19 protein-coding genes are annotated in these 22,249 nt (G+C 46.5%); 7 read left to right on the forward strand and 12 right to left on the reverse strand.

Translation table 11 applies throughout. The annotated features are described in order from the left end of the window. Positions 1-71 precede the first annotated feature (71 nt). Complete coding sequence (locus tag BHE81_RS24690) at positions 72-1,373, reverse strand: anaerobic C4-dicarboxylate transporter (RefSeq protein ID WP_149888842.1); 1,302 nt, start codon at positions 1,371-1,373, stop codon at positions 72-74. A 115-nt stretch (positions 1,374-1,488) separates the two neighbouring features. Next, positions 1,489-2,925 (reverse strand): aspartate ammonia-lyase, encoded by a 1,437-nt coding sequence (aspA, locus tag BHE81_RS24695; RefSeq protein WP_002885424.1) that lies wholly within the window; start codon positions 2,923-2,925, stop codon positions 1,489-1,491. Positions 2,926-3,262: 337 nt separating this feature from the next. On the opposite strand from aspA, the gene BHE81_RS24700 reads away from it, so the two are divergent. After that, positions 3,263-3,739, forward strand: coding sequence for an FxsA family protein (locus BHE81_RS24700; RefSeq protein ID WP_002885425.1), 477 nt, complete (start codon positions 3,263-3,265; stop codon positions 3,737-3,739). 51 nt (positions 3,740-3,790) lie between these two features. Here BHE81_RS24700 and yjeH read toward each other — a convergent pair whose 3' ends face one another. Further along, complete coding sequence (gene yjeH / locus BHE81_RS24705) at positions 3,791-5,041, reverse strand: L-methionine/branched-chain amino acid transporter (protein WP_009485424.1); 1,251 nt, start codon at positions 5,039-5,041, stop codon at positions 3,791-3,793. A 232-nt stretch (positions 5,042-5,273) separates the two neighbouring features. Between yjeH and BHE81_RS24710 the strand changes: the two genes are divergently transcribed. Together BHE81_RS24710 and groL are read left to right on the forward strand one after the other, a co-directional pair. Then, positions 5,274-5,567 (forward strand): co-chaperone GroES, encoded by a 294-nt coding sequence (locus tag BHE81_RS24710; RefSeq protein WP_004152420.1) that lies wholly within the window; start codon positions 5,274-5,276, stop codon positions 5,565-5,567. A 37-nt stretch (positions 5,568-5,604) separates the two neighbouring features. After that, positions 5,605-7,251, forward strand: a complete 1,647-nt coding sequence (gene groL / locus BHE81_RS24715; protein ID WP_002885441.1) for a chaperonin GroEL — start codon at positions 5,605-5,607, stop codon at positions 7,249-7,251. 1,011 nt (positions 7,252-8,262) lie between these two features. Here the strand turns inward: groL and BHE81_RS24725 are convergent. The 5 genes from BHE81_RS24725 to BHE81_RS24745 form a co-directional block, all read right to left on the reverse strand. Beyond that, a complete protein-coding gene (locus tag BHE81_RS24725) occupies positions 8,263-8,625 on the reverse strand; it encodes a hypothetical protein (protein WP_004186597.1) in 363 nt (120 codons plus the stop codon). Positions 8,626-8,953: 328 nt separating this feature from the next. Beyond that, positions 8,954-9,910, reverse strand: a complete 957-nt coding sequence (locus BHE81_RS24730) for a fimbrial protein (protein ID WP_004186599.1) — start codon at positions 9,908-9,910, stop codon at positions 8,954-8,956. A gap of 22 nt (positions 9,911-9,932) precedes the next feature. Beyond that, positions 9,933-12,503, reverse strand: coding sequence for a fimbria/pilus outer membrane usher protein (locus BHE81_RS24735; RefSeq protein WP_110246476.1), 2,571 nt, complete (start codon positions 12,501-12,503; stop codon positions 9,933-9,935). 49 nt (positions 12,504-12,552) lie between these two features. After that, a complete protein-coding gene (locus BHE81_RS24740; RefSeq protein WP_004186605.1) occupies positions 12,553-13,233 on the reverse strand; it encodes a molecular chaperone in 681 nt (226 codons plus the stop codon). A 50-nt stretch (positions 13,234-13,283) separates the two neighbouring features. Continuing rightward, positions 13,284-13,826, reverse strand: coding sequence for a fimbrial protein (locus BHE81_RS24745; protein ID WP_110246475.1), 543 nt, complete (start codon positions 13,824-13,826; stop codon positions 13,284-13,286). A gap of 647 nt (positions 13,827-14,473) precedes the next feature. Here BHE81_RS24745 and BHE81_RS24750 point away from each other — a divergent pair. After that, entirely contained in the window at positions 14,474-14,827 is a 354-nt protein-coding gene (locus tag BHE81_RS24750; protein ID WP_019725218.1) for a DUF4156 domain-containing protein, read from the forward strand. Between the two features lie 43 nt (positions 14,828-14,870). On the opposite strand, the gene yjeJ is transcribed toward BHE81_RS24750, so the two are convergent. From yjeJ to BHE81_RS24765, 3 genes are read right to left on the reverse strand one after another with little or no spacing between them, the layout of a single operon-like run. Then, entirely contained in the window at positions 14,871-15,731 is an 861-nt protein-coding gene (gene yjeJ / locus BHE81_RS24755) for a YjeJ family protein (protein WP_149888843.1), read from the reverse strand. 26 nt (positions 15,732-15,757) lie between these two features. Continuing rightward, entirely contained in the window at positions 15,758-17,878 is a 2,121-nt protein-coding gene (locus tag BHE81_RS24760; RefSeq protein ID WP_023343012.1) for a peptidase domain-containing ABC transporter, read from the reverse strand. After that, on the reverse strand, positions 17,871-19,157 hold the full coding sequence (locus BHE81_RS24765) for an HlyD family secretion protein (protein ID WP_023302371.1): 1,287 nt from the start codon (positions 19,155-19,157) through the stop codon (positions 17,871-17,873). Before BHE81_RS24765 ends, BHE81_RS24760 begins: the two co-directional genes overlap by 8 nt. 378 nt (positions 19,158-19,535) lie before the next feature. On the opposite strand from BHE81_RS24765, the gene BHE81_RS24770 reads away from it, so the two are divergent. After that, positions 19,536-20,111, forward strand: a complete 576-nt coding sequence (locus BHE81_RS24770) for a winged helix-turn-helix domain-containing protein (protein WP_004186619.1) — start codon at positions 19,536-19,538, stop codon at positions 20,109-20,111. Positions 20,112-20,271: 160 nt separating this feature from the next. On the opposite strand, the gene epmB is transcribed toward BHE81_RS24770, so the two are convergent. Next, a complete protein-coding gene (gene epmB, locus BHE81_RS24775; protein WP_002885500.1) occupies positions 20,272-21,300 on the reverse strand; it encodes an EF-P beta-lysylation protein EpmB in 1,029 nt (342 codons plus the stop codon). 41 nt (positions 21,301-21,341) lie between these two features. Between epmB and efp the strand changes: the two genes are divergently transcribed. Continuing rightward, positions 21,342-21,908, forward strand: a complete 567-nt coding sequence (gene efp / locus BHE81_RS24780; RefSeq protein ID WP_002885506.1) for an elongation factor P — start codon at positions 21,342-21,344, stop codon at positions 21,906-21,908. A gap of 73 nt (positions 21,909-21,981) precedes the next feature. Beyond that, positions 21,982-22,113, forward strand: coding sequence for an entericidin A/B family lipoprotein (locus BHE81_RS24785; protein ID WP_002885511.1), 132 nt, complete (start codon positions 21,982-21,984; stop codon positions 22,111-22,113). Positions 22,114-22,249: the final 136 nt, after the last annotated feature.

Genomic DNA, 22,249 nt, shown 5'->3' on the forward strand with positions numbered 1-22,249 from the left:
ATTAGCGTAACGAGCGGGGAAAGTGAGGGCAACGGAAGGCGGGCCCGTAGTGGGCCCGCCGCCAGCGGTATTTACAGCATAATCCCGCCAAAGATAAAGCCAAGGATCACGCACAGCGTGATAGCGATAACGCCGGGGATCAGGAAGGCGTGGTTAAAGACATATTTACCAATGCGGGTTGAGCCGGTGTCGTCCATCTCTACCGCCGCCAGCAGGGTTGGGTAGGTCGGTAGAACGAACAGCGCCGAGACCGCGGCAAACGAGGCGATAGCCGTCAGCGGGCTAACGCCCAGCAGCAGCGCGGCAGGCATCAACGCCTTGGTGGTGGCTGCCTGCGAGTAGAGCAGCGTGGCGGCGAAAAACAGTACCACCGCCAGCAGCCATGGGTAATTATGCAGCAGATCGCCGGCCACGGCCTGGATGTCGCTGATATGCGCTTTAACGAAGGTATCTCCCAGCCAGGCGACGCCGAGGACGCAGACGCAGGCGCTCATCCCGGACTTAAAGGTGCTGGCGTTGAGCACTTCGCCGGTGTCGATTTTACAGGTGATGCTAATCAGGGTGGCGATGGTCAGCATAAATACCACGATCGCCTCGTTACGCGGCAGCACCGGGTTCTTAATCAGGCCGACGGTATCGCTGATGGCCGTGGCGTAGAACATTACCGCCACGATGCCGATCAAAAACAGCAGAACGGAACGTTTGGCGTGCGGCTGCAGCTCAAATACCTGGCTGCCGCGCAGTCTGACTTCCCCCTTGGCCAGCCGCTCCAGGTAAACCGGATCGTCTTTCAGTTCGCAGCCGAGGAAGTTGCAGACGATAGCGGTGAGCATCACCGCCAGCAGCGTGACCGGAATACAGATGGCCAGCAGCGTCAAATAGCTAACGCCCAGCGGTTCAAGGATACCAGCGAAAAAGACCACTGCGGCGGAAATGGGCGAGGCGGTGATCGCTATCTGGGAGGCCACCACCGCAATCGACAGTGGACGAGACGGACGAATGCCTTGCTCCTTGGCAACTTCGGTGATCACCGGCAGCGTGGAGAAGGCGGTATGGCCGGTGCCAGCGAGCACGGTCATAAACCAGGTCACCAGCGGGGCAAGGAAGGTAATGTACTTCGGGTGGCGGCGCAGCATCCGTTCGGCGAGGCTGACCAGGTAATCCATCCCGCCGGCGACCTGCATGGCGGCGATAGCGGCAATCACCGCCATAATGATTTCAATAACGTCGAAGGGGATCGCACCCGGTTTAATTTGAAAAATAAGCGTCAGGACAAGGACGCCAAGGCCACCGGCAAAGCCGATACCGATGCCGCCAAGCCGGGCGCCGAGATAAATCGCCAGCAGGACAATAACCAGTTCTGCACCAAACATATATGCCTTCCTTGTTTTTTAACAAGTTGATATTGAATTGTTGTATTTTAGTAAAACCAAAAAGCAAAAAAGGCATGTCATCGCTGACATGCCTTTGAATGACTAACCTGAAAGATTACTGTTCGCTTTCATCGGTATAACGCTTTGCTTTATAAGCGGGATGCATCAGGTTTTGCGCAGAGAAAATATCATCCAACTCCGCCGCCGTCAGCAGTCCGCGCTCCAGCACCACTTCCCGTACGCTCTTGCCGGTTTCGGCACAGATCTTGCCGACGATATCGCCATTGTGGTGGCCGATAAACGGGTTGAGGTAGGTGACGATGCCGATGGAGTTGTAGACGTAGCCTTCACATACCGCTTTATTGGCGGTGATGCCGTTAACGCATTTCTCCAGCAGGTTGTAGCAGGCGTTGGTCAGGATATGAATCGACTCGAACATCGCCTGGCCGATTACCGGCTCCATCACGTTCAACTGCAGCTGACCGGCTTCGGAGGCCATGGTCACAGTGGTATCGTTGCCGATAACTTTGAAGCAGACCTGGTTGACCACCTCCGGCACCACCGGGTTAACCTTCGCCGGCATGATTGAAGAGCCAGCCTGCAGCTCAGGCAGGTTGATTTCGTTGAGGCCCGCGCGCGGACCGGAAGAGAGCAGGCGCAGGTCGTTACAGATCTTGGACAGTTTCACCGCCAGGCGTTTCAGCGAGCTGTGAACCATAACGTACGCTCCGCAGTCCGAGGTGGCTTCAATCAGATCTTCCGCCGGGACGACAGGTAAGTTGCTTACTTCAGCCAGCTTCTGCACCGCCAGCTGTTGATAGCCGTCCGGGGTGTTGAGGCGAGTACCAATGGCGGTGGCGCCGAGGTTCACCTCCAGCAGCAGCTCCGCAGTGCGCAGAATGCTTTTGGTCTCTTCATTAAGCAGCACATTGAAGGCATGGAACTCCTGGCCGAGGGTCATCGGCACCGCGTCCTGCAGCTGGGTGCGGCCCATTTTGAGGATGTCCTGGAACTCCACGGCTTTCGCCTGGAAGCCTTCGCCCAGCTGTTTAATCGCATCGATTAACTTAAGGATGGAGGCATACACCGCAATGCGGAACCCGGTGGGGTAAGCATCGTTGGTGGACTGGCATTTGTTGACATGATCGTTTGGGTTCAGGTACTGGTATTCGCCTTTCTGGTGGCCCATCAGCTCAAGGCCAATGTTCGCCAGGACTTCGTTGGTGTTCATGTTTACGGAGGTACCGGCCCCGCCCTGGAAGACATCGACCGGGAACTGGTCCATGCATTTGCCGTTATTCAGGACTTCGTCACAGGCGGCGATAATCGCATTTGCCGCGCTTTTGGGAATGGTCTGCAGCTCCTTGTTCGCCAGCGCGGCGGCTTTCTTAACCATGACCATGCCGCGCACGAATTCTGGTATGTCACTGATTTTGCTGTTGCTAATGTAGAAGTTTTCAATCGCTCGCAGAGTATGAACGCCGTAGTAAGCGTCCGCGGGAACTTCCCTGGTGCCCAACAGATCTTCTTCGATACGAATGTTGTTTAACATGTGAACCTTCTTTTCAAGCTGCCAATGAATTCACCAAACACACAGAATATCCAGTATTCAGTATATTTTCTGGCCGACGATTATTTCCTTAACCGGCCCGGTGCCCAAGATCATATGCTGATGATAGCGAATATCAGTAAGCTTGATCACTTATTACATTGCGGGTATGAGAAGATTTATTAATCTGTGAAATGGGTCACCGCTTTCTTATTCCTGAGAAAAATAAGCCTTTCCGCTAATTGAAAAGCCGCTCAGCATCCCCATGTTAGTGGGATGCGATCAGCAAATTGATGATTACGGGCGCTGAACGCAGCGCCCGTTGATGAAGGAGACGCCGGTGCGTTGGATTCCGTTTATTGCTTTTTTTCTTTACGTTTACATTGAGATATCGATCTTTATCCAGGTTGCGCACGTGCTGGGCGTCTTTATGACCCTGATCCTGGTGATCTTTAGCTCGGTGGTAGGGATGTCGCTGGTGCGTAACCAGGGCTTCAAAAACTTCCTGCTGATGCAGCAGAAGATGGCCGCGGGCGAGAGCCCGGCGGCGGAGATGATCAAGAGCGTATCGCTGATTATCGCTGGTCTGCTGCTGTTGCTCCCGGGGTTCTTTACCGACTTCCTCGGCCTGCTGCTATTGCTGCCGCCGGTGCAAAAGCATTTGACGATGAAGCTGATGCCGCACCTGCGCTTCAGCCGGATGCCGGGCGGCGGCTTTAGCGCCGGAACTGGCGGCGGAGAGACCTTCGAAGGGGAATTCCAGCGCAAAGATGAGCAGCGCGACCGTCTGGACCATAAGGACGATCGCCGCGATTAACATTCCCCCGGCCCGGTCAGCAGATGCGACCGGGCCGCTTTCTTTGCAGGCCTACACGCTTCCCGTCGCCAGCTTGCGCCTGGGTAAAAACAGCCACAGCCCCGCCAGCATCACCAGCGCGTACAGGCTTTTCCAGCCGACCATCGCCAGCAGCAGCAGACAGAGAATGCTGCCCACCACCGCCAATAGCCGATAGCGACCGCGAAGCAAACGACAACCCGCCAGCATGCACAGCAGATAGATCATGATGAAAATGCCATTGGCGTAAACGATCAGCGCGTCCAGATTGATATCGAGCAGATAGATGCCAAGGGTGCTAACTACGCAGGATCCCAGCACGGCGTTGAGGGCGTTGCGCGGGATCTGCCGTGGCGACAGCCTTGCGAGGTAGCTGTGTGGCTTATGCTGCGCTTGCGACCAGACCAGGCGGGCAAAGCTTTGAATATAGATGTTGAGGCTGGCGAAACAGGCGAGATAGCCGATGACGCAGGCTACCCACAGCGCTTCGACGCCGAACAGACGGACCACGATATTCGGTAATGACGCCGCCGCCGCCATCTCCTCGCCAAAGGCGTGGAAGTGCAGCACCAGTACGGTGCAGGCCCAGTAGACCGAGCCGGCAAGCAGCAGGCCTATCATCAGCGCCCTGGGGAAATCACGCTCGGGATGTTTAAACTCCGAGGCGAGATGCGCGAAGGCTTCCAGACCGACAAAGCACCAGAACATCACCGACAGCGCCGAAAAGAGCTGCCCGCGGTCAATCTCCGCCGGGGCCGGGAAGGGGATCTGCGCCGGGCTTATCCCGCCGCGCCACCAGACTACGACGATCAGCGCCACAATCAGTACGGCAACCAACGTCTGCAGGTTGGCGCTGGAGCTGGCGCCACGCGAACCGACCCACCAGACGATGGCCAGGGTGCCCAGCTCCGCCAGCAGCAGCTGCGCATCATGCCAGCCGAACAGCGCCTGGCCAAAACCGGTGGCGATGTGCAGGGCGGCGGGGAGTCCGACCGGGATAACCGATAAAAACAGCCAGCCGGTGACGCTGGCCAGACGTGGCCCAAAGGCCATATCGACAAAGTGGGCCACGCCGCCCGCGCTGGGAAAATGGCGGCCGAGCAGGGCGAAGACGATGGCAATCGGGAAAACAAGGAGAATGAGCAGCGGCCATGCCCACAGGCTGTTATCGCCAGCGACCAGCGCCGCCAGCGCCGGGACGGCGAAGACGCCGGTACCCAGCAATGAGGTGGAAAGCAACCCAACTCCCTGTCCCAGCCCTAACTCCTGTTTTAAACCACTCATGATTCAATCCTGCGCCAGTGAAAAAAAAGAGAGTATCACAATCGCTTTTCCTTATGACCGATTGCCTGACATGGCCGCTTTTTGTGCGCCAGCGCAAAGGTAAAAATTTTTTTTAATTTTGCCCTTGAAGCCGTAAATGGCCATCCCCATCTCTCTCTGCACTAGCCGGTAAACCGCGTTCGGCCCGGCGTCACCCATAACTGATAATGACTTTCTCGAAGGAGAGCTATCAATGAGTATTCGTCCGTTACATGATCGTGTGATCGTCAAACGTAAAGAAGTTGAAACCAAATCTGCGGGCGGCATCGTTCTGACCGGTTCTGCAGCAGCTAAGTCAACTCGTGGCGAAATCATCGCTGTCGGTAAAGGCCGCATCCTGGAAAACGGGACCGTGCAGCCGCTGGACGTTAAAGTTGGTGACATCGTGATTTTCAACGATGGCTACGGCGTGAAGACTGAAAAGATCGACAACGAAGAAGTACTGATCATGTCCGAAAGCGACATCCTGGCAATTGTTGAAGCTTAATTCGCACGACCCTGAACGAATTTGAGGAATAAAAGAAATGGCAGCAAAAGACGTAAAATTCGGTAACGACGCTCGTGTAAAAATGCTGCGCGGCGTAAACGTACTGGCAGATGCAGTTAAAGTGACCCTGGGCCCGAAAGGCCGTAACGTGGTTCTGGACAAATCCTTCGGCGCGCCGACCATCACCAAAGATGGTGTTTCCGTTGCACGTGAAATCGAACTGGAAGACAAATTCGAAAACATGGGCGCGCAGATGGTGAAAGAAGTTGCCTCTAAAGCGAACGACGCAGCAGGCGACGGTACCACCACCGCAACCGTACTGGCTCAGGCTATCGTGAACGAAGGCCTGAAAGCTGTTGCTGCAGGCATGAACCCGATGGATCTGAAACGCGGTATCGACAAAGCGGTACTGGCTGCAGTAGAAGAGCTGAAAGCGCTGTCCGTTCCGTGCTCTGACTCCAAAGCTATCGCTCAGGTAGGTACCATCTCCGCTAACTCCGACGAAACCGTCGGTAAACTGATCGCGGAAGCGATGGATAAAGTTGGTAAAGAAGGCGTGATCACCGTTGAAGACGGTACCGGTCTGGAAGACGAACTGGACGTAGTTGAAGGTATGCAGTTCGACCGCGGCTACCTGTCTCCGTACTTCATCAACAAGCCGGACACCGGTGCCGTTGAGCTGGAAAGCCCGTTCATCCTGCTGGCTGACAAAAAAATCTCCAACATCCGCGAAATGCTGCCGGTTCTGGAAGCCGTAGCGAAAGCTGGCAAACCGCTGGTCATCATCGCTGAAGACGTTGAAGGCGAAGCGCTGGCGACCCTGGTGGTTAACACCATGCGCGGCATCGTTAAAGTGGCTGCGGTGAAAGCACCGGGCTTCGGCGACCGTCGTAAAGCTATGCTGCAGGACATCGCTACTCTGACTGGCGGTACCGTTATCTCTGAAGAGATCGGTATGGAGCTGGAAAAAGCGACTCTGGAAGACCTGGGCCAGGCGAAACGCGTGGTTATCAACAAAGACACCACCACCATCATCGATGGCGTTGGCGAAGAATCCGCAATCCAGGGCCGCGTAGCTCAGATCCGTAAGCAGATCGAAGAAGCGACCTCCGACTACGATCGTGAAAAACTGCAGGAACGTGTCGCTAAACTGGCTGGCGGCGTAGCAGTAATCAAAGTCGGTGCGGCTACCGAAGTTGAAATGAAAGAGAAAAAAGCACGCGTCGACGACGCCCTGCACGCAACCCGTGCTGCGGTTGAAGAAGGCGTGGTGGCTGGCGGCGGCGTAGCGCTGGTTCGCGTTGCGGCGAAACTCGCTGGCCTGACCGGTCAGAACGAAGATCAGAACGTCGGTATCAAAGTTGCGCTGCGCGCAATGGAAGCGCCGCTGCGTCAGATCGTGTCCAACGCCGGCGAAGAGCCGTCTGTTGTGGCTAACAACGTGAAAGCTGGCGACGGTAACTACGGTTACAACGCAGCAACTGAAGAATACGGCAACATGATCGACTTCGGTATCCTGGATCCAACCAAAGTCACCCGTTCTGCTCTGCAGTACGCGGCTTCCGTGGCTGGCCTGATGATCACCACCGAGTGCATGGTGACCGACCTGCCGAAAGGCGACGCGCCTGACTTAGGTGCTGCTGGCGGCATGGGCGGCATGGGCGGTATGGGCGGCATGATGTAATCGTGCGCTCTACGGCATAAAAAAGCAGAAACCCCTGGCCAGCAATGGCTGGGGGTTTTTTATATAGATCTCATCCCCTTCAAAAGATTGTAATACTGTCAGGCACTATGACAATCTTCGACTTTCAGAAGGAGGCAATGGTGTAAACTATTTTTGGTTGAGAGAATACTTTGTCAAGTTGCAGATAGGGAATCATACAGATGATGTGTGAAGTATTGTGTGAAAACAGACCATACACATATCCCATAAAAGATAATGCAACTGCAGTCAACTTTCTTCATACAATCTGTAGCAGATGCTAATTATGAGTAAAGACCTCTTCATGAAAACATTCATGTAGGTTAGGTCCACCTGATATTAGTCGCGTAGTTCATTAATAAAACATTTATTAACTAACTCATACGTAGAATATCCGGGTGATGACCTGGAAGTCGTGGAATCACCATCCTCTTAGTCTGCTGTTTGCATTTTATTACCAGAGCATAACATGATACGTGGTTATGGTCGGTCCTGACTGCAACGAAAAGCCGTATCGATACACTAAAAGCAGAAATACCTAAAAAATAAATATTAGCGATTAACTGCCAGACCAGTGATACGAACGCACCAACAGGTATCAGTTGCATGACAAAAAGGTTATAGATTATAAACCCGTAGCCTAAAAGGCCCACGAGGTGATACGACATATTAATTTTCAGATGACTTATAGTCGTCAGAGCCAGCTTCCAATGGAATCTAAGAGACATCATTGCCGCTAACGTTTGAATAAAATCCCCTCGGGATTAAATGGTTTGTAGTAAATCTGTTGGATAAAATTCTAAATTTAGCTTTAGAAAACTATGTTGACTATTAGTTCATCGAAAACAAATATATCGATAGTATGTTGATGTTGTAAGGGGAAAATTATTATTTCAATTAATAGCGAGGAAAAATATCAAAATTCACTTTATTTTTATGTGATTATTTAAAAAGGCCACCCCCACAGGAGGCGGCCTGTTTTACAAATTCGAATTAATAAATGCCATGCGAACCAGAAGAGAAAGAATCCCACATCTTAGTAGCTTCAGCACTTGCTGCATCCCAGCCATACATCAAACCAGAAATTGCACCGGTAATGGCTCCAGCAATAAGACCATAAAGCCCACCAATTGCCATACCCAGCGTACCCACACCAAACAGGCCGCCGTTATCACTACCATGCGTTCCACCAATAGTACTTCCCAGTGCTGCAGCTGCAGAACCAAGCAGGAGGGCCGATGCAACGGCCTCTGCTGAGTTAGATAAGATACTGGTTAAAGCTGAACTAAAAGAGGAAAAATCCCAGCTGTAAGCGCCTGCGATAGATTCCATTTCGTTGATAGTTAACTCTTTCATTTTATTTCCTTGAGTAGTTAGTGTATTACATTCATTATTTTATTGATTCCAGCTATTATTCTAAAAAATTAGAAAATAAATTGATACCGCATATTAGATATTATATTCGAATAATCGAATACACACTTTCGTACCAATTAGTGGAAGCAGTTACATCTTATTCATTACTTTTTCTTTTTCAATAGCTATTTTACTGTTTTAGAAATAATTCATCAATTCATCAATTCATCAATTCATCAATTCATCAATTCATCAATTCATCAATTCATCAATTCATCAATTCATCAATTCATCAGTTTATATTCAATGATAGATAACCAGGTAGTAATTAGTACTGGTTGATTACAAACGTCATTGCTGCATTAGCAGTGCCTGCTTTTACAGTCCCTGTACGCTTGTAGTGCGCAATTAATGGAATCTCAATTGATGATTCACTTGCCGTATGATATTTCTTTTCACTGGAAAAAACGAGTTTCGAACGATCGGCAGCATTTAAAATCTCAATGGCGATACCTGATGCAGCATCAGCATTACTAGTATCTAAATTTAACATTCCATTACCGGTGCTGCCGGTAGAAGGTTCAAATGAGACATAAACGGGAATGTTATCTTCTTGGCATTTTAATTTAACTGAAAAGTTCACATCAGGCGATGTACTGCCGATAGAGGTAAAAGATGATGCCAGTGGTTTCCCCAGTTGAATATTCTGTATCCTGGAGTTCGGTTCAGCTACGCAACTTTTGGTTATCCAGGCCACCTTGGTCTTTATAGATATCTTGGCAACAACCCAGGAATCTAACTTGAACTGAGCTGCTAAGCCAGTGTAACTTGTGCCAGTTCCAATTTTTCCTGTTTTGATAAACTGGATTTGTGTCTTTTTATCTGTGCTCCAGTAGTAGAGTGCACCAGAATCCATACTGGTTTCATAGGGAACAGCTTTTGCAGATTGTTCCAGATCTCTTATTTGGATGCCGATGCCGTCTATGCCGGAGGCATAGATATTGCCATAAGCGTTAGTACCCACTAATGTTTGAAAAGAACCAAGCATTTGAGAGGAATATTTTCCCCTTGCTGTATTTAATGGACAAGTCAGTTTAGGACCTGAAGTATCAACCCTCGCCGTATACAAAACAGTTCCAACATCCACATCAGGATCAATAGGCATAGATGCTAGATTCAACTCATAAGTTTTTCCATCAATAACCACGCACCCGCTGGCGGCGAAAATGCTTGGGCTATAAATTGCAGCAAAAGCAGTACTAATGGCCAGGAAGTAATTACGCATAAATGAAGTCCTTTTGCTTTAATTAGCGGCAGATAAACTGGCCCTGTTTGATACCATTGACCTTTTCAGACCCAGGGAACTGATAATTTACCGTACACTGTTTAGATATACTATTTCCCCATTTGACAAGCAGTACTCCCGTTGTCGGTAACCCAGCCAGATAAACTTGACCATTGTCGCTAACGATCCCGCTGTTATTATTCGTCGAATTTTCGGAAGCAAGATTTACCATTGCACCAAAAGGTATAAACTTATTATGTGTATCCACTAGCTGCAGCAGCGCGCGTATCCCTTTTTTCCCTGAATATTCTGCTCGTACGATCGCACCTCGGGTTGGGACAACAGTGGCTACCGTAGTGTCAAGGTCAACATCATTAGGCATCGTTTCAGTATCTAATACCACATCATTTCTACGATACATTGTAATATTAGGTACGATAGCGTAGCCACGATAGTCAGTTTTTACGCCGGTGTTACCCACTACTCGAGTACCATTAACACCAGGGGCTTTAACGAGAGCACTGGTATCGCTGAATGATTGCCCTGCGGTGATACCATCACGATGAGCGACAATTCCACCGTTTATACCATAATTAAGGCGCTGCCAGTTATGATCATAATTATAACTACCAAAAATCTCTCCATAGGTGCCTTTATAATCAACACCAGCGGTTCCGCTACTATAATCGCGATTATCGTATTGTTGCTGAAGGTTCCAGCTTAAATTATTATCGGCCAATGCAAGACCTGAAAGCCCAACACTGTTGCTTGTCGAACCAGGATCGCTGGTATTTAAACCATAAGTAGCCCAGGTGTTAGGCATCCAGAAATTCAATGGCACATTGATATTGAACGAAAAGATATTATCAGTAGAATAGTTTCTACCGTAACCCTCATAGTCAGTTGAGGAGCGGGAGTGGGAATAGTTAAAATTATATGTAATACCGCTCCAGCTATTGCTGTAAACTACGTTAAGTGAGTTATTCCTGCGACGCTGATTCCAGTAATCCTCCATTACACCGCCGATGTTAAAATAGCCTAACTTATCACCGAGGCTTTGACTTACGGTAATTTCAGTTCTATTTTTAACGCGATCGTTGTAGTAGTATTTATAGTCATCACGATATGTTTCAAGAACATCTGAAAGGGTATTAAAGCCGCTCGTTGAGTAACGATAGCCTGCAATAGCTATATTTGTGCCTATATCGTTCAGGTTTTTGCTGTAGCGTATACGCACGGATTGACCCGATATCTTATCTTGATCTTGCTTCGTCGACCAGGCCTGTGTTACGTCTAAAGAAACAGCGCCAAGTACGCCCAGGTTGTTACCGACGCCAATGGCCACTGATTGATATTTCGAAGCAGCCTGGAATCCCCCGTATAGGGTGGTGTTGTATGGTAAACCATAGCTGGCCGTTGCTTGTGAATACGGAGTATAATCAACGCTACCGTCGGAGGAGCGGTATTGGCCGGATGTAATGCTGTATTTTAAGCTACCTTCACGACGTAATACTGGAAGTGAAGCATAAGCTACAACAAAATTTTGTTGAGTGCCGTCAGCTTCTTCGATCGTGACATTGAGGTCCCCATTGCCACCTGTCGAATACAGATCAGTGATCTCAAAGGCCCCTGGAGGAACGAAAGATTGATAAATAACATATCCACTTTGTTTAATAATAACTTTTGCGTTACTTTTCGCAATTCCTCGAACTACAGGTGCATATCCCTGGATACTTTCCGCATCCATGTAATCGTCTGAGTTTAATTGCGCACCACGATATGGCACACTATCAAAAATATCAGCATCCGAAGTGCTTTCACCCAATGTCAACATGCTTTTCAGTGAAATAATATTTCGTTCAGCATAGGTATAGATAGTATCCCATTTACCATTGCTATCATTATCATAACTATCTTTATTCCACGTAGTGTAGTTTTTAATACGCCATGGCCCGATATTTAAGCCTGGCAGTAAATTGACACTATGGTTCTCTTGATCTGATAATCCGTTATCTCGTGCGTAGCTACTGGTTCCATTATATCTATAATTTAAATAGAACGCGTTAATACCATTGTCAAATTCATCAGGTGAAACATACCCACGAACCGTCGAGGATACTGCGGCCTGCGGAACACTCAACTCAAGTTTCTGTAAGTTAAAGTTAAAATCAACAGAGGCTTCTGGAATGGAACTGATAATGACGCAACCATTAGCGTTTGTTTTTAATGAAGAGATTGCTTTTACCTTAATACCATAATCACTTAATTCCTCTGTTGATAAGCATGGGTATAGTTTAAGCTCTTCTCCCGCCTCGTTAAGATAGCTTGCTTTTTGTTCTGCCGTAGAAAAAAAATCGACGTCTTTGGTATCGACAACGGTACCATTGATGATGATGTCAACCCGATATTTCCCAGGGGCCTGAGAATTTGCTACCTCAAAAGCCGAAAGGTCCGGACTCACGTCTGAACCGTTTAGATCGGTAAGAAATGCTGGGTTAAAAAATTCTCTTGCATATAGCTCGGAAGATATGGTTAACACACCGATACTTATAAGAGCTAAACAGCATGGAGATAATTTGAATTTTGTAATCATTACCTCGTCCTTGGGTTTTGTATAATTATATTTTATGCATCAAGCTCAACTATAAACTGCTTTGATAAAGGTCGCTTTGGCCGCCCATATCGTTGATGATTTTCCATTCTACTTTTCCACCATTTGTTGACGGTAACGCGTAACTAGCAGAGGAAAACGGTGCTACAAAGTTTTTATCTTTCATTATTAGCGACTGACCGTTCACCTTAATAAACATAAAGTTGATGTAGAAAGGAGAAGGGTTTTTGACGATGACTTGGTTACCGCTTCGTGACCAGGACAGTTCTTTAGCATGGTTTACGGGCACGTCGTCGCTCAAGCTTTTCGGACGAAAAATGAGTTTAAGTTTGGTACGAACCGCAATTTGTAATGTATTACGATCGGCCTCTGTTGAACTAGCAGGAATTGAGGTTGTATTAAAAAAGAAAAGTGACTCTCGGTCGGTTGGTAACTGACCGTCAAGCTTAAAAATTCTGACTACGTTTTTTTGCTTACCCTCTAGGCGAAAAAGTGGCGGGGTAAGCAAAAAATGAGTGCCGACATTTTTATCATTCTCGATCCATGACTTTATCAAATAAGGCGTTATATCCTGGTTATCAAGAGAAACACTTACTTCCTTTTTGCCTTCAGCATAAATTATGCGAGTCGTTCCGACCTGTACTCCCGCGTAGCATGCAAAAGAGGCAGAAAGGAGAAGTATAATAGATAGCAATGAATTTAAGATTCGCATAAAGCACCGTCAATAAAAATGCCTCTCATCGAGATGAGAGGCATTGATAATTAGTAAGTTACCAGCAGAGTTGCGACGCCATTTGCAGTACCAGCGTCAACAGTGCCTTCAACCTGCGCATAAGTTGCTTTAAATGCAACATCTGCTGCGCCAGCTGTCAGCGGAATTGCTGCAGATTTCTCACCCAGCTTCAGATGATTGTTGTTGGAATCCATCAGCTTGATTGCAACACCTTTCGCAACACCAGTGTTACCGTAACCAGTCAGTTTCAGATAGTCATTCAGACCATTGTAATAGTCACCGTCGAAAGTCACATAAGCGTCGGTTTTAGTGGTAGGGCAACCTGACAGGGAAATAGTGATTGCTGCCAGACCAGAACCGTTACCGGCAGTCGAACCGACGCCAGAAAATGCTGATTTTGGTACAGAGCCGAGAGTAACCTGACCGGTAGAAAAACCAGTATTTTGTACATCGACAGTACATGCGCCATCAGTAATGTCACCAATAAAATTAACGGTGCCATCGTTAGCGCTAGCATTGAATGCTACCAGGCCGCTTGCGGCGATCAGTGCTGCGATAATACGTTTATTCATTTGAAAATTCCTTGTTTCATTTCTAGATAATAGTTTTAAAAACCAGTTAACTTCTAAAGCGCAGGAGTTTTAAGCATACTTACACAACACACTTATTTTCCCTTTGCCTGCAGTGGACCTTCGCGTTGGTAAGAGTTCCACAGCGCAACGAAAATAATGCACAATGGGCTAAGTCACGTAATGAATTTGATGTGACTTTTACTATGTGAGAGTGTGAAATTTATCGAATCTATTTGTTCATAGAACACAATGCTTTGATTTATTATTGATGAGATGATTTTAATTTGTTTGCATCATTTTAATGATGTATCTTTATTCGCTTAAGAAAGCATAAAATATTTTAGTCATGCACATTAAATAACAAAGATTATGTGAGTTCTCAATATTTGGTGTTTTGGAAAAATTCAAAATGCCAAGTTTTAGAAAAAACAATATGTTTTACAGTGGGTTATAGCACGAAAAGTATGCCAGGTATCAAGCGATATCGCCTATCTTTACGCGCAGGGGGCTGCCATACACCGCGACAGGTGTCCGGAAGGCACACACCACACTTTTCGATGGATTAATAATTTCAATTTGATCATCTTTTTAGTATAAGTTGTAGATGTGAGGCTAGTGTGCCCAACTAAATGATTATGGGGAGCAACATGCAGGTGAAATATTTTGCAGTGATAATTGGGGCTTCGCTACTGCTGGCAGGGTGCAGTTCGAGCAGTGATTTGACCGCTGGGGGGGAGGCGGTACGTTTCGTGCAGGATAAACCAGGAGCTGAATGCCAGTTGTTAGGCACCGCGACGGGTAAACAAAGCAACTGGCTCTCAGGGCAAAATGGTGATGAGGGGGGCTCAATGCGGAGGGCTGCAAATGCGCTGCGAAATCACGCTGCCGAGATGGGGGGGAACGTGATTTATGGAGTGAGTAGTCCAACACAAGGGCTACTTTCCAGTTTTGTACCGACAGACAGTGAGATGAATGGTCAGGTTTATAAGTGTCCGAACTGATCGTTTTGATAAGGCTCTCCTTCTTAGAAGGAGAGCCTTATCCTTAGAAATCTAGTTTTGCTTGTTCTTCAAGAAAAAAAGCCTTTAAAGGTTGCAAGCAGGCATCTAAAGTGTCCATGTTATCTGATGATGGTATAACTTTACTGAATATCTGACATAATGGATATTTTTCCTGCGTTGATTTTAATTTAGGAAATCTTTCGTTGATGCGAATAGCAATGCCATTTTCTAATTCAGAGGGATGGGGTGCATTTGTTTTAATAACGGCTCCGGAGAGAATTTGTTTCCCTTTCTCTGTTTCATAGCAATAAAGAATAGCCAGATGATGAGAAAATAAACCTCTCTTCCAGCTTTCATGATCAAACTGCTCGTAGCTGAAACGTGAATTTTCTATGATTTCTACGGCATATAGCATTAAAAAATCAGTTGTAGACTCTAAAACGGATATAAATTCCTCAGTTCCAGCATGTAAAAAGGCCTGACGTATTGCCAATAGCATTAACTCTGCCTGCATATCATCAATTTTGATAATATCAATTTGTTCAGATTGAAGCATGGCTATTAAAGTGGATTCCGTTTTCCCTGTTTTGAGGGTTAGCGATATAATCCTCCGCCCGGGTTCCGGTGATTGCACTTCGGCTGCCTCGATTTGCGGAGTGGTTTTAATATAGCTCTCAACTTGTTCGCGGAATTGTTCTCTATAGCTTTCTCCCTGCTCTATTAATCGATGAGCCACACGCTGCATTTGGTTGTTTAGAATTATTAATAAATCATTTAAGGTTGCATACTGTAAGTAGTATGTCTGACATGTGTTGTCTCCTCTTTTAATTTTCAGCGCCAGAGCAAGAAAATTATCATTTTGCTTTATGATTGCGGTGTTAAAACCTAACGCGGTACTTATCATATGGTTATCCTTTTCCATTATTCAGTTTATGATGCTTGCTTTCCATATTGAGAAAGATCAATTATCCGGTCTGCAGACGCTATCGTTGAAGGACGATGCGCGACAATGATTCGAGTTATACTTAAACTGGCAATAGATTGGTTTATGGCAGACTCATTCTTCAAATCAAGATGACTTGTTGCTTCATCCATAAACAAAATGCTCGGCTTGCGGTAAAGCGCTCTGGCAATTAAGAGTCTTTGTTTTTGCCCACCTGAAATACCCAGCCCTAACTCACCTATCATTGTTTCATAACCCATTGGCATTTTCATAATTTCATCATGAATATTACTGCGTCGAGCACACTCAACAATTAATTCTTCATCCGCATTATCTTCAAATCCGCTGATATTATCGCTAATTGACCCTGAAAAAAGACGATCTTCTTGCAGGACACATGCTGTCCCCAGTCGGTAGTTATTAAGCCCTATTTTATAAATGTCAAGATTATCGGCAATTACCTCACCTGACGTTGGAGATAACAAACCACACATCACTTTCAGTAAAGTCGTTTTACCGACCCCTGAAGGTCCAACAAGCGCAATAGATTCTCCTGGCTCAACCTGCAGGTTAAAGTTAGAAAAAATAGGTTGCGAGAACGGGTCATATTGATAACTGAGATTTTTAATCTCCAGCTTCACTCCACTATTCTCATCGAAAACTCGACGTGCTGGGAGCTCTTTCTCGGGTTCGCTGAAAACAATCTCAGATAGTCTCTCGTTATGTAATGATAACATCCGCAGTTGCATAAAGAGATCGATCAAATTAGATGCTCTTTGAGAAAACTGGCCACGATAAGAGTTAAACGCCATAAACATACCTAACGTCATGTTGTTATCAATCACCATAATGGCGCCTAACCATAGGATAGCAACTTGATCTATAGATGATATGAAGGTGTTTATGCCACTGAACATCATATCAAAGCGAGTTTGTTTAATTCCTGCATTACATGCATCAATGTTAATATTAAGCCAATGCTGCGAACGGCGCTCTTTTAAATTAAGAGCTTTAATCGTTGATATTCCATAAAGTGACTCCATGAAATGAGAGCTCGAGCGGGCTCCTTTAATGACTTGCTCTTCTGCTACCCGACGGTAAAAACGGTATGTCGCCAGGCGCATAATGGCGTAGCAAAGCGTAAATCCTACGACCACCCATACTAGCCAGCCGCCGTAAAGGGTTAACATAATTAACAGACCAATTGTCATGATCGAGTCAATGATGCCACTGACAATACTATTAGTGAACGTTGAGCGGATAGTATCCAATGAAGTAAAACGTGACTGGATATCACCAAGATGCCGTTTTTCAAAAAAGGATAACGGCAAGCTTGTCAAGTGATCAAACAATGTCGTTTTCCATTGAATATTAGTCAGAGTATTGAGAGTCAGTGAGGTCCATGCCCTTAGCATACTGACAAAGGTACGGAAGAGAGTGAAAAAGACCAGTCCTATACAAATGACGGATAACAGACTCTGGTCATGGGCCATGATGACATGGTCTGTGACCAGTTGGGTACCAATGGGGAGTAAAAGGCCAATGGCTTCGATTATGACAGAGAATGCGAAGATTTTAATTAATGCAGACTTTAATCCGACAATGTTTCGCATCAGGTCTAATAAACGTAAGCGTGCTTTTGCCTTTTCTTGCTGAAAGTTCTGATCGGGCCAAAGTTCCAGAGCCACGCCGGTGAAATTATTAGACATCTCCTGCAAACCAATTATACGTTTACCCAAAGCAGGATCATGCACAACATAGCTAGATTTTCGTACTTTCGTTAGAACGACATAATGATTCATTCCCCAGTGGAGAATACAAGGGAGCTTAAGCTGTTTTATTTCATCTAAATCTAATGAAAGCGCGCGATTTTTAAGGCCAGCACGCTCGGCGGTTTTGCTCAAATGCAGCAGTGAAGCACCTTGCGATGGACTGCCGAAGCGTTGGCGGAAATTGAATAAGTCTATATCTAATCCATAGTGTCCGCAGATCATTGCCAGGCTGGCGATACCACATTCCGCTGATTCTGATTGTAAAATTACCGGTGTTTTCTTAATTAGCGAAAAATTTAACTTTGCAATAATCGTTTCAAAGAGTTTGTTATTCATTAATTGGGCCGCTCACACTTTGAGAAATTTTATAAAACGGAGTAAACATCCACATATATAACGGACGCTCTTCAAGAAAAACAACAGCTTCGGCTTTTAACCCATTAGATAAGTACAATGTTTTTCCATTGTAACTAAAGGATTTTTGCTTGATTTTTACAATCGTTTTATATAGTGCAAGCTCTTGTTGATTCGTGCCATTATTAACGTTAGTATATTCTGACATTTCCTGTCGTGAAGCAGGCATAGATGATATCGATATTACCTCTCCTGGAAATTGACCAAATTTATCTGCCGGAAAGGCATCGTATCGGATGTTGATAGTATCCCCCGGTTTTACGTAAGGAATACTATTATTGGGTAACCATAAAATAAGATAGTACTCAACATTACCGGTGGGCTTTATTTGTGCCAAACTACTCCCATTATCAACCATTTGCCCTTTGGTTACGGCTAGCGATTCGATTCTTCCATCCGTTGTCGCCTTGATGATGACATTGCCTTTTGCATCGGACTCAACTAGTTGATTTTTATAATCATTAATTTGATTTTGTTGGTTTGATATTTGATTATCAAAATCTGCCGCTTTGGTGACTTTATCACTAGTGAACTGGGTTATCTGAGATTCCAGTTGCATCTTTTGGCTTACCAGAGATTGATACGCACTTTGCTGTTGAAAATAAAGTGAGTGCTGATAGTTGTACTGATCTTTTGTAATGAGGCCTTCTTTCAGATACTTATCGTAACTTGAAAGATTCTGATGCATTTTATTTAACCCTGCCTGTGTGTTGGCAAGCATTGAGGTTGTTTCGCTAAGAGATTTTTTAATCGTATTTAGTTGTGTGTTTAATGCATTCAATGTTTCATCTTTGTTGCGAATTAGTTTTGTAATAATGCTCTCAGCATTAATGATCTTTTCATTTATGACGGCAGTTTGAGCAAGACTCACATTACCGTTAGTGGTATTACGAGAAATATCTATTTCATATAATTTTTGACCTTTTTTGACTATATCTCCGACCTTAACATATTGATTTAAAACAAAGCCTTGCTGCGGTGCAAAGACGTTAACGGAATGCGGTAATGTGATGACTTCCCCCCGTACATCTATACGTTGGGTGAATGTACATAGGATAAGAGTCGAGATGAGTGCGATGAGAAAACAACTTGACAGAATAACGATAAGCCATGCTGGCATACCTGCCAGTAATAAAGCTTTTCCTTTCCAGTGTAATTTCTTATATTCAATCGCTTCCTTGCGATAGAGCTTTCGTGCCATGAGTTTCCACTTTTGTTATTGATTCGAAGATAATTTTCTGACAGTAATGGAAAATTATATGATGTTTGTAACATGCCCGCTGGACTTTACATCTTGGCGGACGTTGTATTAATTTACTGTTTTTAACTATGAAGTGCATATGAATTATGCATAAATTTACATTTCTTTTGTATTGAATGAGATTAGATCGTAAAATGACGTGAGCTTGTGAAGCTCTTATCATGGGCGTATATATTTTTCAGATTTATATTTTTAATGGGTAACATAGGGATTCTGAAGAAGATTAGTTTTTTATATGGATTGGCGCATCTGTTTTTTTCTGTGAATTATACGAGAATAATTGGTTTCTCCGATAAATAAAGAATATGGAAATGCTTTATGACATTTAATTCATACATCATTAATGATGAGGTTATTTTTAATATGGACGTGAATGAGCTTCAGCCAGTAGCGGGGAAAGACCATGAAGCCATTACGTTAAATACCCCCACAGCCCGATGTTTACAACTACTTTTAGAAAGTAATGGAAACATTATTTCCCGAGATGAATTTTTATCCGCTGTGTGGAAAGAGCGTGGTGTCGTTGTTTCGCAAAATACTTTTTATCAAAATATCTCCTTGCTAAGGAAATCGTTGCTCAGAGCGGGACTGACTCAGGATGTTGTTGTTACGGTTAGACAACGTGGCTTCGTCATTGCTACCGGAACCGTAATTCGACAAGTTACACTGCAGAACGAGTTCAATAGTGCTCAACCGTTAAGTACCGACGCAAGCATGCGAATAATAAATGATAAATATATAGCCAAAATTGATGATGCAGAAGTACAAAATAGCGTGAGGAAAACTTTCAGGATCAATGGGTTAACTTCACGACAACTATCATGGTGGACCTTTATTATTGTAGCCATAATGGCCATAATCAATATAATTTTTTTATGCTTCAAATATTTTTGATTTCTATTGAAGTATAGCTGGATTAAGTTGGATAAATGAATACTCATTATCATTTATCATCATTTAAATCTTCTTATTACCCAGCCTCCAGTACGCCTGGAGACTGGGTATATTGTTCTTCTTTAAAACAGAGTTACTGCTTTATCCTTATTCGGAAGCACTAACGTTGCTTCAGCCCTAAATCCAGCGGCGTCTTGCTGGGTTCCCCGCCGATCTCGCGCGCCAGCTTCGGCACCATATAGCCGGAGATGAGGGTCAATAGTTCACGCATGATTTCACGGGCTTCATCATCGCTGACCATGAAGTGCGCCGCCCCCTGCACCCGATCCAGCACATGCAAGTAGTAGGGCATTACCCCGGCGTCAAACAGCGCATTGCTGAGGTCGGCCAGGGTTTGCGCGTTGTCGTTCACCCCGCGCAGCAGCACGCTCTGGTTGAGCAACGTGACGCCCGCCTGACGCAGCATGGCCATCGCCGCGCGAAACTCACCGTCAATTTCATTCGCGTGATTGACGTGGTTAACCAGGATTACCTGCAGCGACGAACGCTGGAAGCGACTGGCCAGCGTCTCGGTGATGCGCGCCGGGATCACAATCGGCAGGCGGCTGTGAATACGCAGGCGCTTAACGTGCGGAATAGCTTCCAGCTGGGTCATTAGCCAGTCAAGCTCATGGTCCTTTGCCATCAGCGGGTCGCCGCCGGAGAAGATGATTTCATCAAGCTGCGGATGCGCCGCGATGTAGTCCATCGCTGTCTGCCAGTTGCGCCTGGTGCCCTGATTTTCGGCGTATGGGAAGTGGCGGCGGAAGCAGTAACGACAATTTACCGCACAACCGCCTTTCACCAGCAGCAGGGCCCGGTTGCGATATTTGTGCAACAGACCGGGCACCACGCTGTGCTGTTCTTCCAGCGGATCGGTGGAGTAGCCGGGGGCGACGATAAATTCTTCCTCAGCGGTAAGTACCTGACGAAGCAGTGGATCGTTAGGGTTGCCTTTCTCCATGCGGGCGATAAACGCGCGCGGGACGCGCAGCGGGAACAGGCGTCTGGCCTCGCGTCCGGCCAGCAGTTTTTCATCAGCGTCTACATTTAAAAGACGCAGCAGTTCATCAGGACTGGTCACAACATTGGCAAGTTGCGTTATCCAATCTTCTCTGGATGGGGTATTTAGGGTTACAATATGCGCCATTTTGTGGCTTAGCTACCAGTTAAACAATTTCAGAGGGCCTTATGGCGACTTACTATAGCAACGATTTTCGTGCTGGTCTTAAAATCATGTTAGATGGCGAACCTTATGCGGTAGAAGCCAGCGAATTCGTTAAACCAGGTAAAGGCCAGGCGTTTGCGCGCGTTAAGCTGCGCCGTCTGCTGACCGGTACCCGCGTTGAGAAAACCTTCAAATCTACCGATTCCGCAGAAGGCGCGGACGTTGTCGATATGAACCTGACTTACCTGTACAACGACGGTGAGTTCTGGCACTTCATGAACAACGAAACCTTCGAGCAGCTGTCTGCTGACGCGAAAGCGATCGGTGACAACGCTAAATGGCTGCTGGATCAGGCTGAGTGCATCGTGACCCTGTGGAACGGCCAGCCGATCGCGGTCACCCCGCCGAACTTCGTTGAGCTGGAAATCATTGAAACCGATCCAGGCCTGAAAGGCGACACCGCGGGTACCGGCGGTAAACCGGCGACCCTGTCTACTGGCGCGGTGGTTAAAGTTCCGCTGTTCGTTCAGATTGGCGAAGTGATCAAAGTGGATACTCGCTCTGGCGAATATGTATCCCGCGTGAAGTAATTTCGCGTCATGATGACCGGCGTAGCCTCCGTGCTGCGCCGCTCTTTTCGTACAGGCACAACGAGCACGATACATGAAGCGCAGCGTTAAACTCCTGGTGTTACTCTTTCTGAGCAGCGCGCTGTTGGCTGGCTGCAATACCGCCCGCGGTGTGGGTGAAGATATTCAGGGCCTGGGCCACGCTATCTCTCACGCTGTGAGCTGAATTTCCCTGCCGTTTCGTTAATGGCGCTTGCCTCCCGGTATGTCAGCCTCCTCCACGCATACTCCTTTTCTCTTAAAAATCGCAAAGATCCCTTCATCTTTGGACGGTTTGTCTATGCTTATAGGGCATGAAAACA

Source organism: Klebsiella sp. AqSCr, from assembly GCF_008452795.1.
GTDB lineage: Bacteria > Pseudomonadota > Gammaproteobacteria > Enterobacterales > Enterobacteriaceae > Klebsiella > Klebsiella pneumoniae.

What these genes read in the sequence shown, in the direction of transcription:
- BHE81_RS24760 (WP_023343012.1), bottom strand. Translation starts at nt 17,878, where the DNA reads ATGAATAACAAACTCTTTGAAACGATTATTGCAAAGTTAAATTTTTCG.
- BHE81_RS24690 (WP_149888842.1), bottom strand. Translation starts at nt 1,373, where the DNA reads ATGTTTGGTGCAGAACTGGTTATTGTCCTGCTGGCGATTTATCTCGGC.
- BHE81_RS24785 (WP_002885511.1), top strand. Translation starts at nt 21,982, where the DNA reads ATGAAGCGCAGCGTTAAACTCCTGGTGTTACTCTTTCTGAGCAGCGCG.
- BHE81_RS24770 (WP_004186619.1), top strand. Translation starts at nt 19,536, where the DNA reads ATGACATTTAATTCATACATCATTAATGATGAGGTTATTTTTAATATG.
- BHE81_RS24765 (WP_023302371.1), bottom strand. Translation starts at nt 19,157, where the DNA reads ATGGCACGAAAGCTCTATCGCAAGGAAGCGATTGAATATAAGAAATTA.
- epmB (WP_002885500.1), bottom strand. Translation starts at nt 21,300, where the DNA reads ATGGCGCATATTGTAACCCTAAATACCCCATCCAGAGAAGATTGGATA.
- aspA (WP_002885424.1), bottom strand. Translation starts at nt 2,925, where the DNA reads ATGTTAAACAACATTCGTATCGAAGAAGATCTGTTGGGCACCAGGGAA.
- BHE81_RS24735 (WP_110246476.1), bottom strand. Translation starts at nt 12,503, where the DNA reads ATGATTACAAAATTCAAATTATCTCCATGCTGTTTAGCTCTTATAAGT.
- yjeJ (WP_149888843.1), bottom strand. Translation starts at nt 15,731, where the DNA reads ATGATAAGTACCGCGTTAGGTTTTAACACCGCAATCATAAAGCAAAAT.
- BHE81_RS24730 (WP_004186599.1), bottom strand. Translation starts at nt 9,910, where the DNA reads ATGCGTAATTACTTCCTGGCCATTAGTACTGCTTTTGCTGCAATTTAT.
- BHE81_RS24710 (WP_004152420.1), top strand. Translation starts at nt 5,274, where the DNA reads ATGAGTATTCGTCCGTTACATGATCGTGTGATCGTCAAACGTAAAGAA.
- groL (WP_002885441.1), top strand. Translation starts at nt 5,605, where the DNA reads ATGGCAGCAAAAGACGTAAAATTCGGTAACGACGCTCGTGTAAAAATG.
- BHE81_RS24750 (WP_019725218.1), top strand. Translation starts at nt 14,474, where the DNA reads ATGCAGGTGAAATATTTTGCAGTGATAATTGGGGCTTCGCTACTGCTG.
- BHE81_RS24725 (WP_004186597.1), bottom strand. Translation starts at nt 8,625, where the DNA reads ATGAAAGAGTTAACTATCAACGAAATGGAATCTATCGCAGGCGCTTAC.
- BHE81_RS24745 (WP_110246475.1), bottom strand. Translation starts at nt 13,826, where the DNA reads ATGAATAAACGTATTATCGCAGCACTGATCGCCGCAAGCGGCCTGGTA.
- efp (WP_002885506.1), top strand. Translation starts at nt 21,342, where the DNA reads ATGGCGACTTACTATAGCAACGATTTTCGTGCTGGTCTTAAAATCATG.
- BHE81_RS24740 (WP_004186605.1), bottom strand. Translation starts at nt 13,233, where the DNA reads ATGCGAATCTTAAATTCATTGCTATCTATTATACTTCTCCTTTCTGCC.
- yjeH (WP_009485424.1), bottom strand. Translation starts at nt 5,041, where the DNA reads ATGAGTGGTTTAAAACAGGAGTTAGGGCTGGGACAGGGAGTTGGGTTG.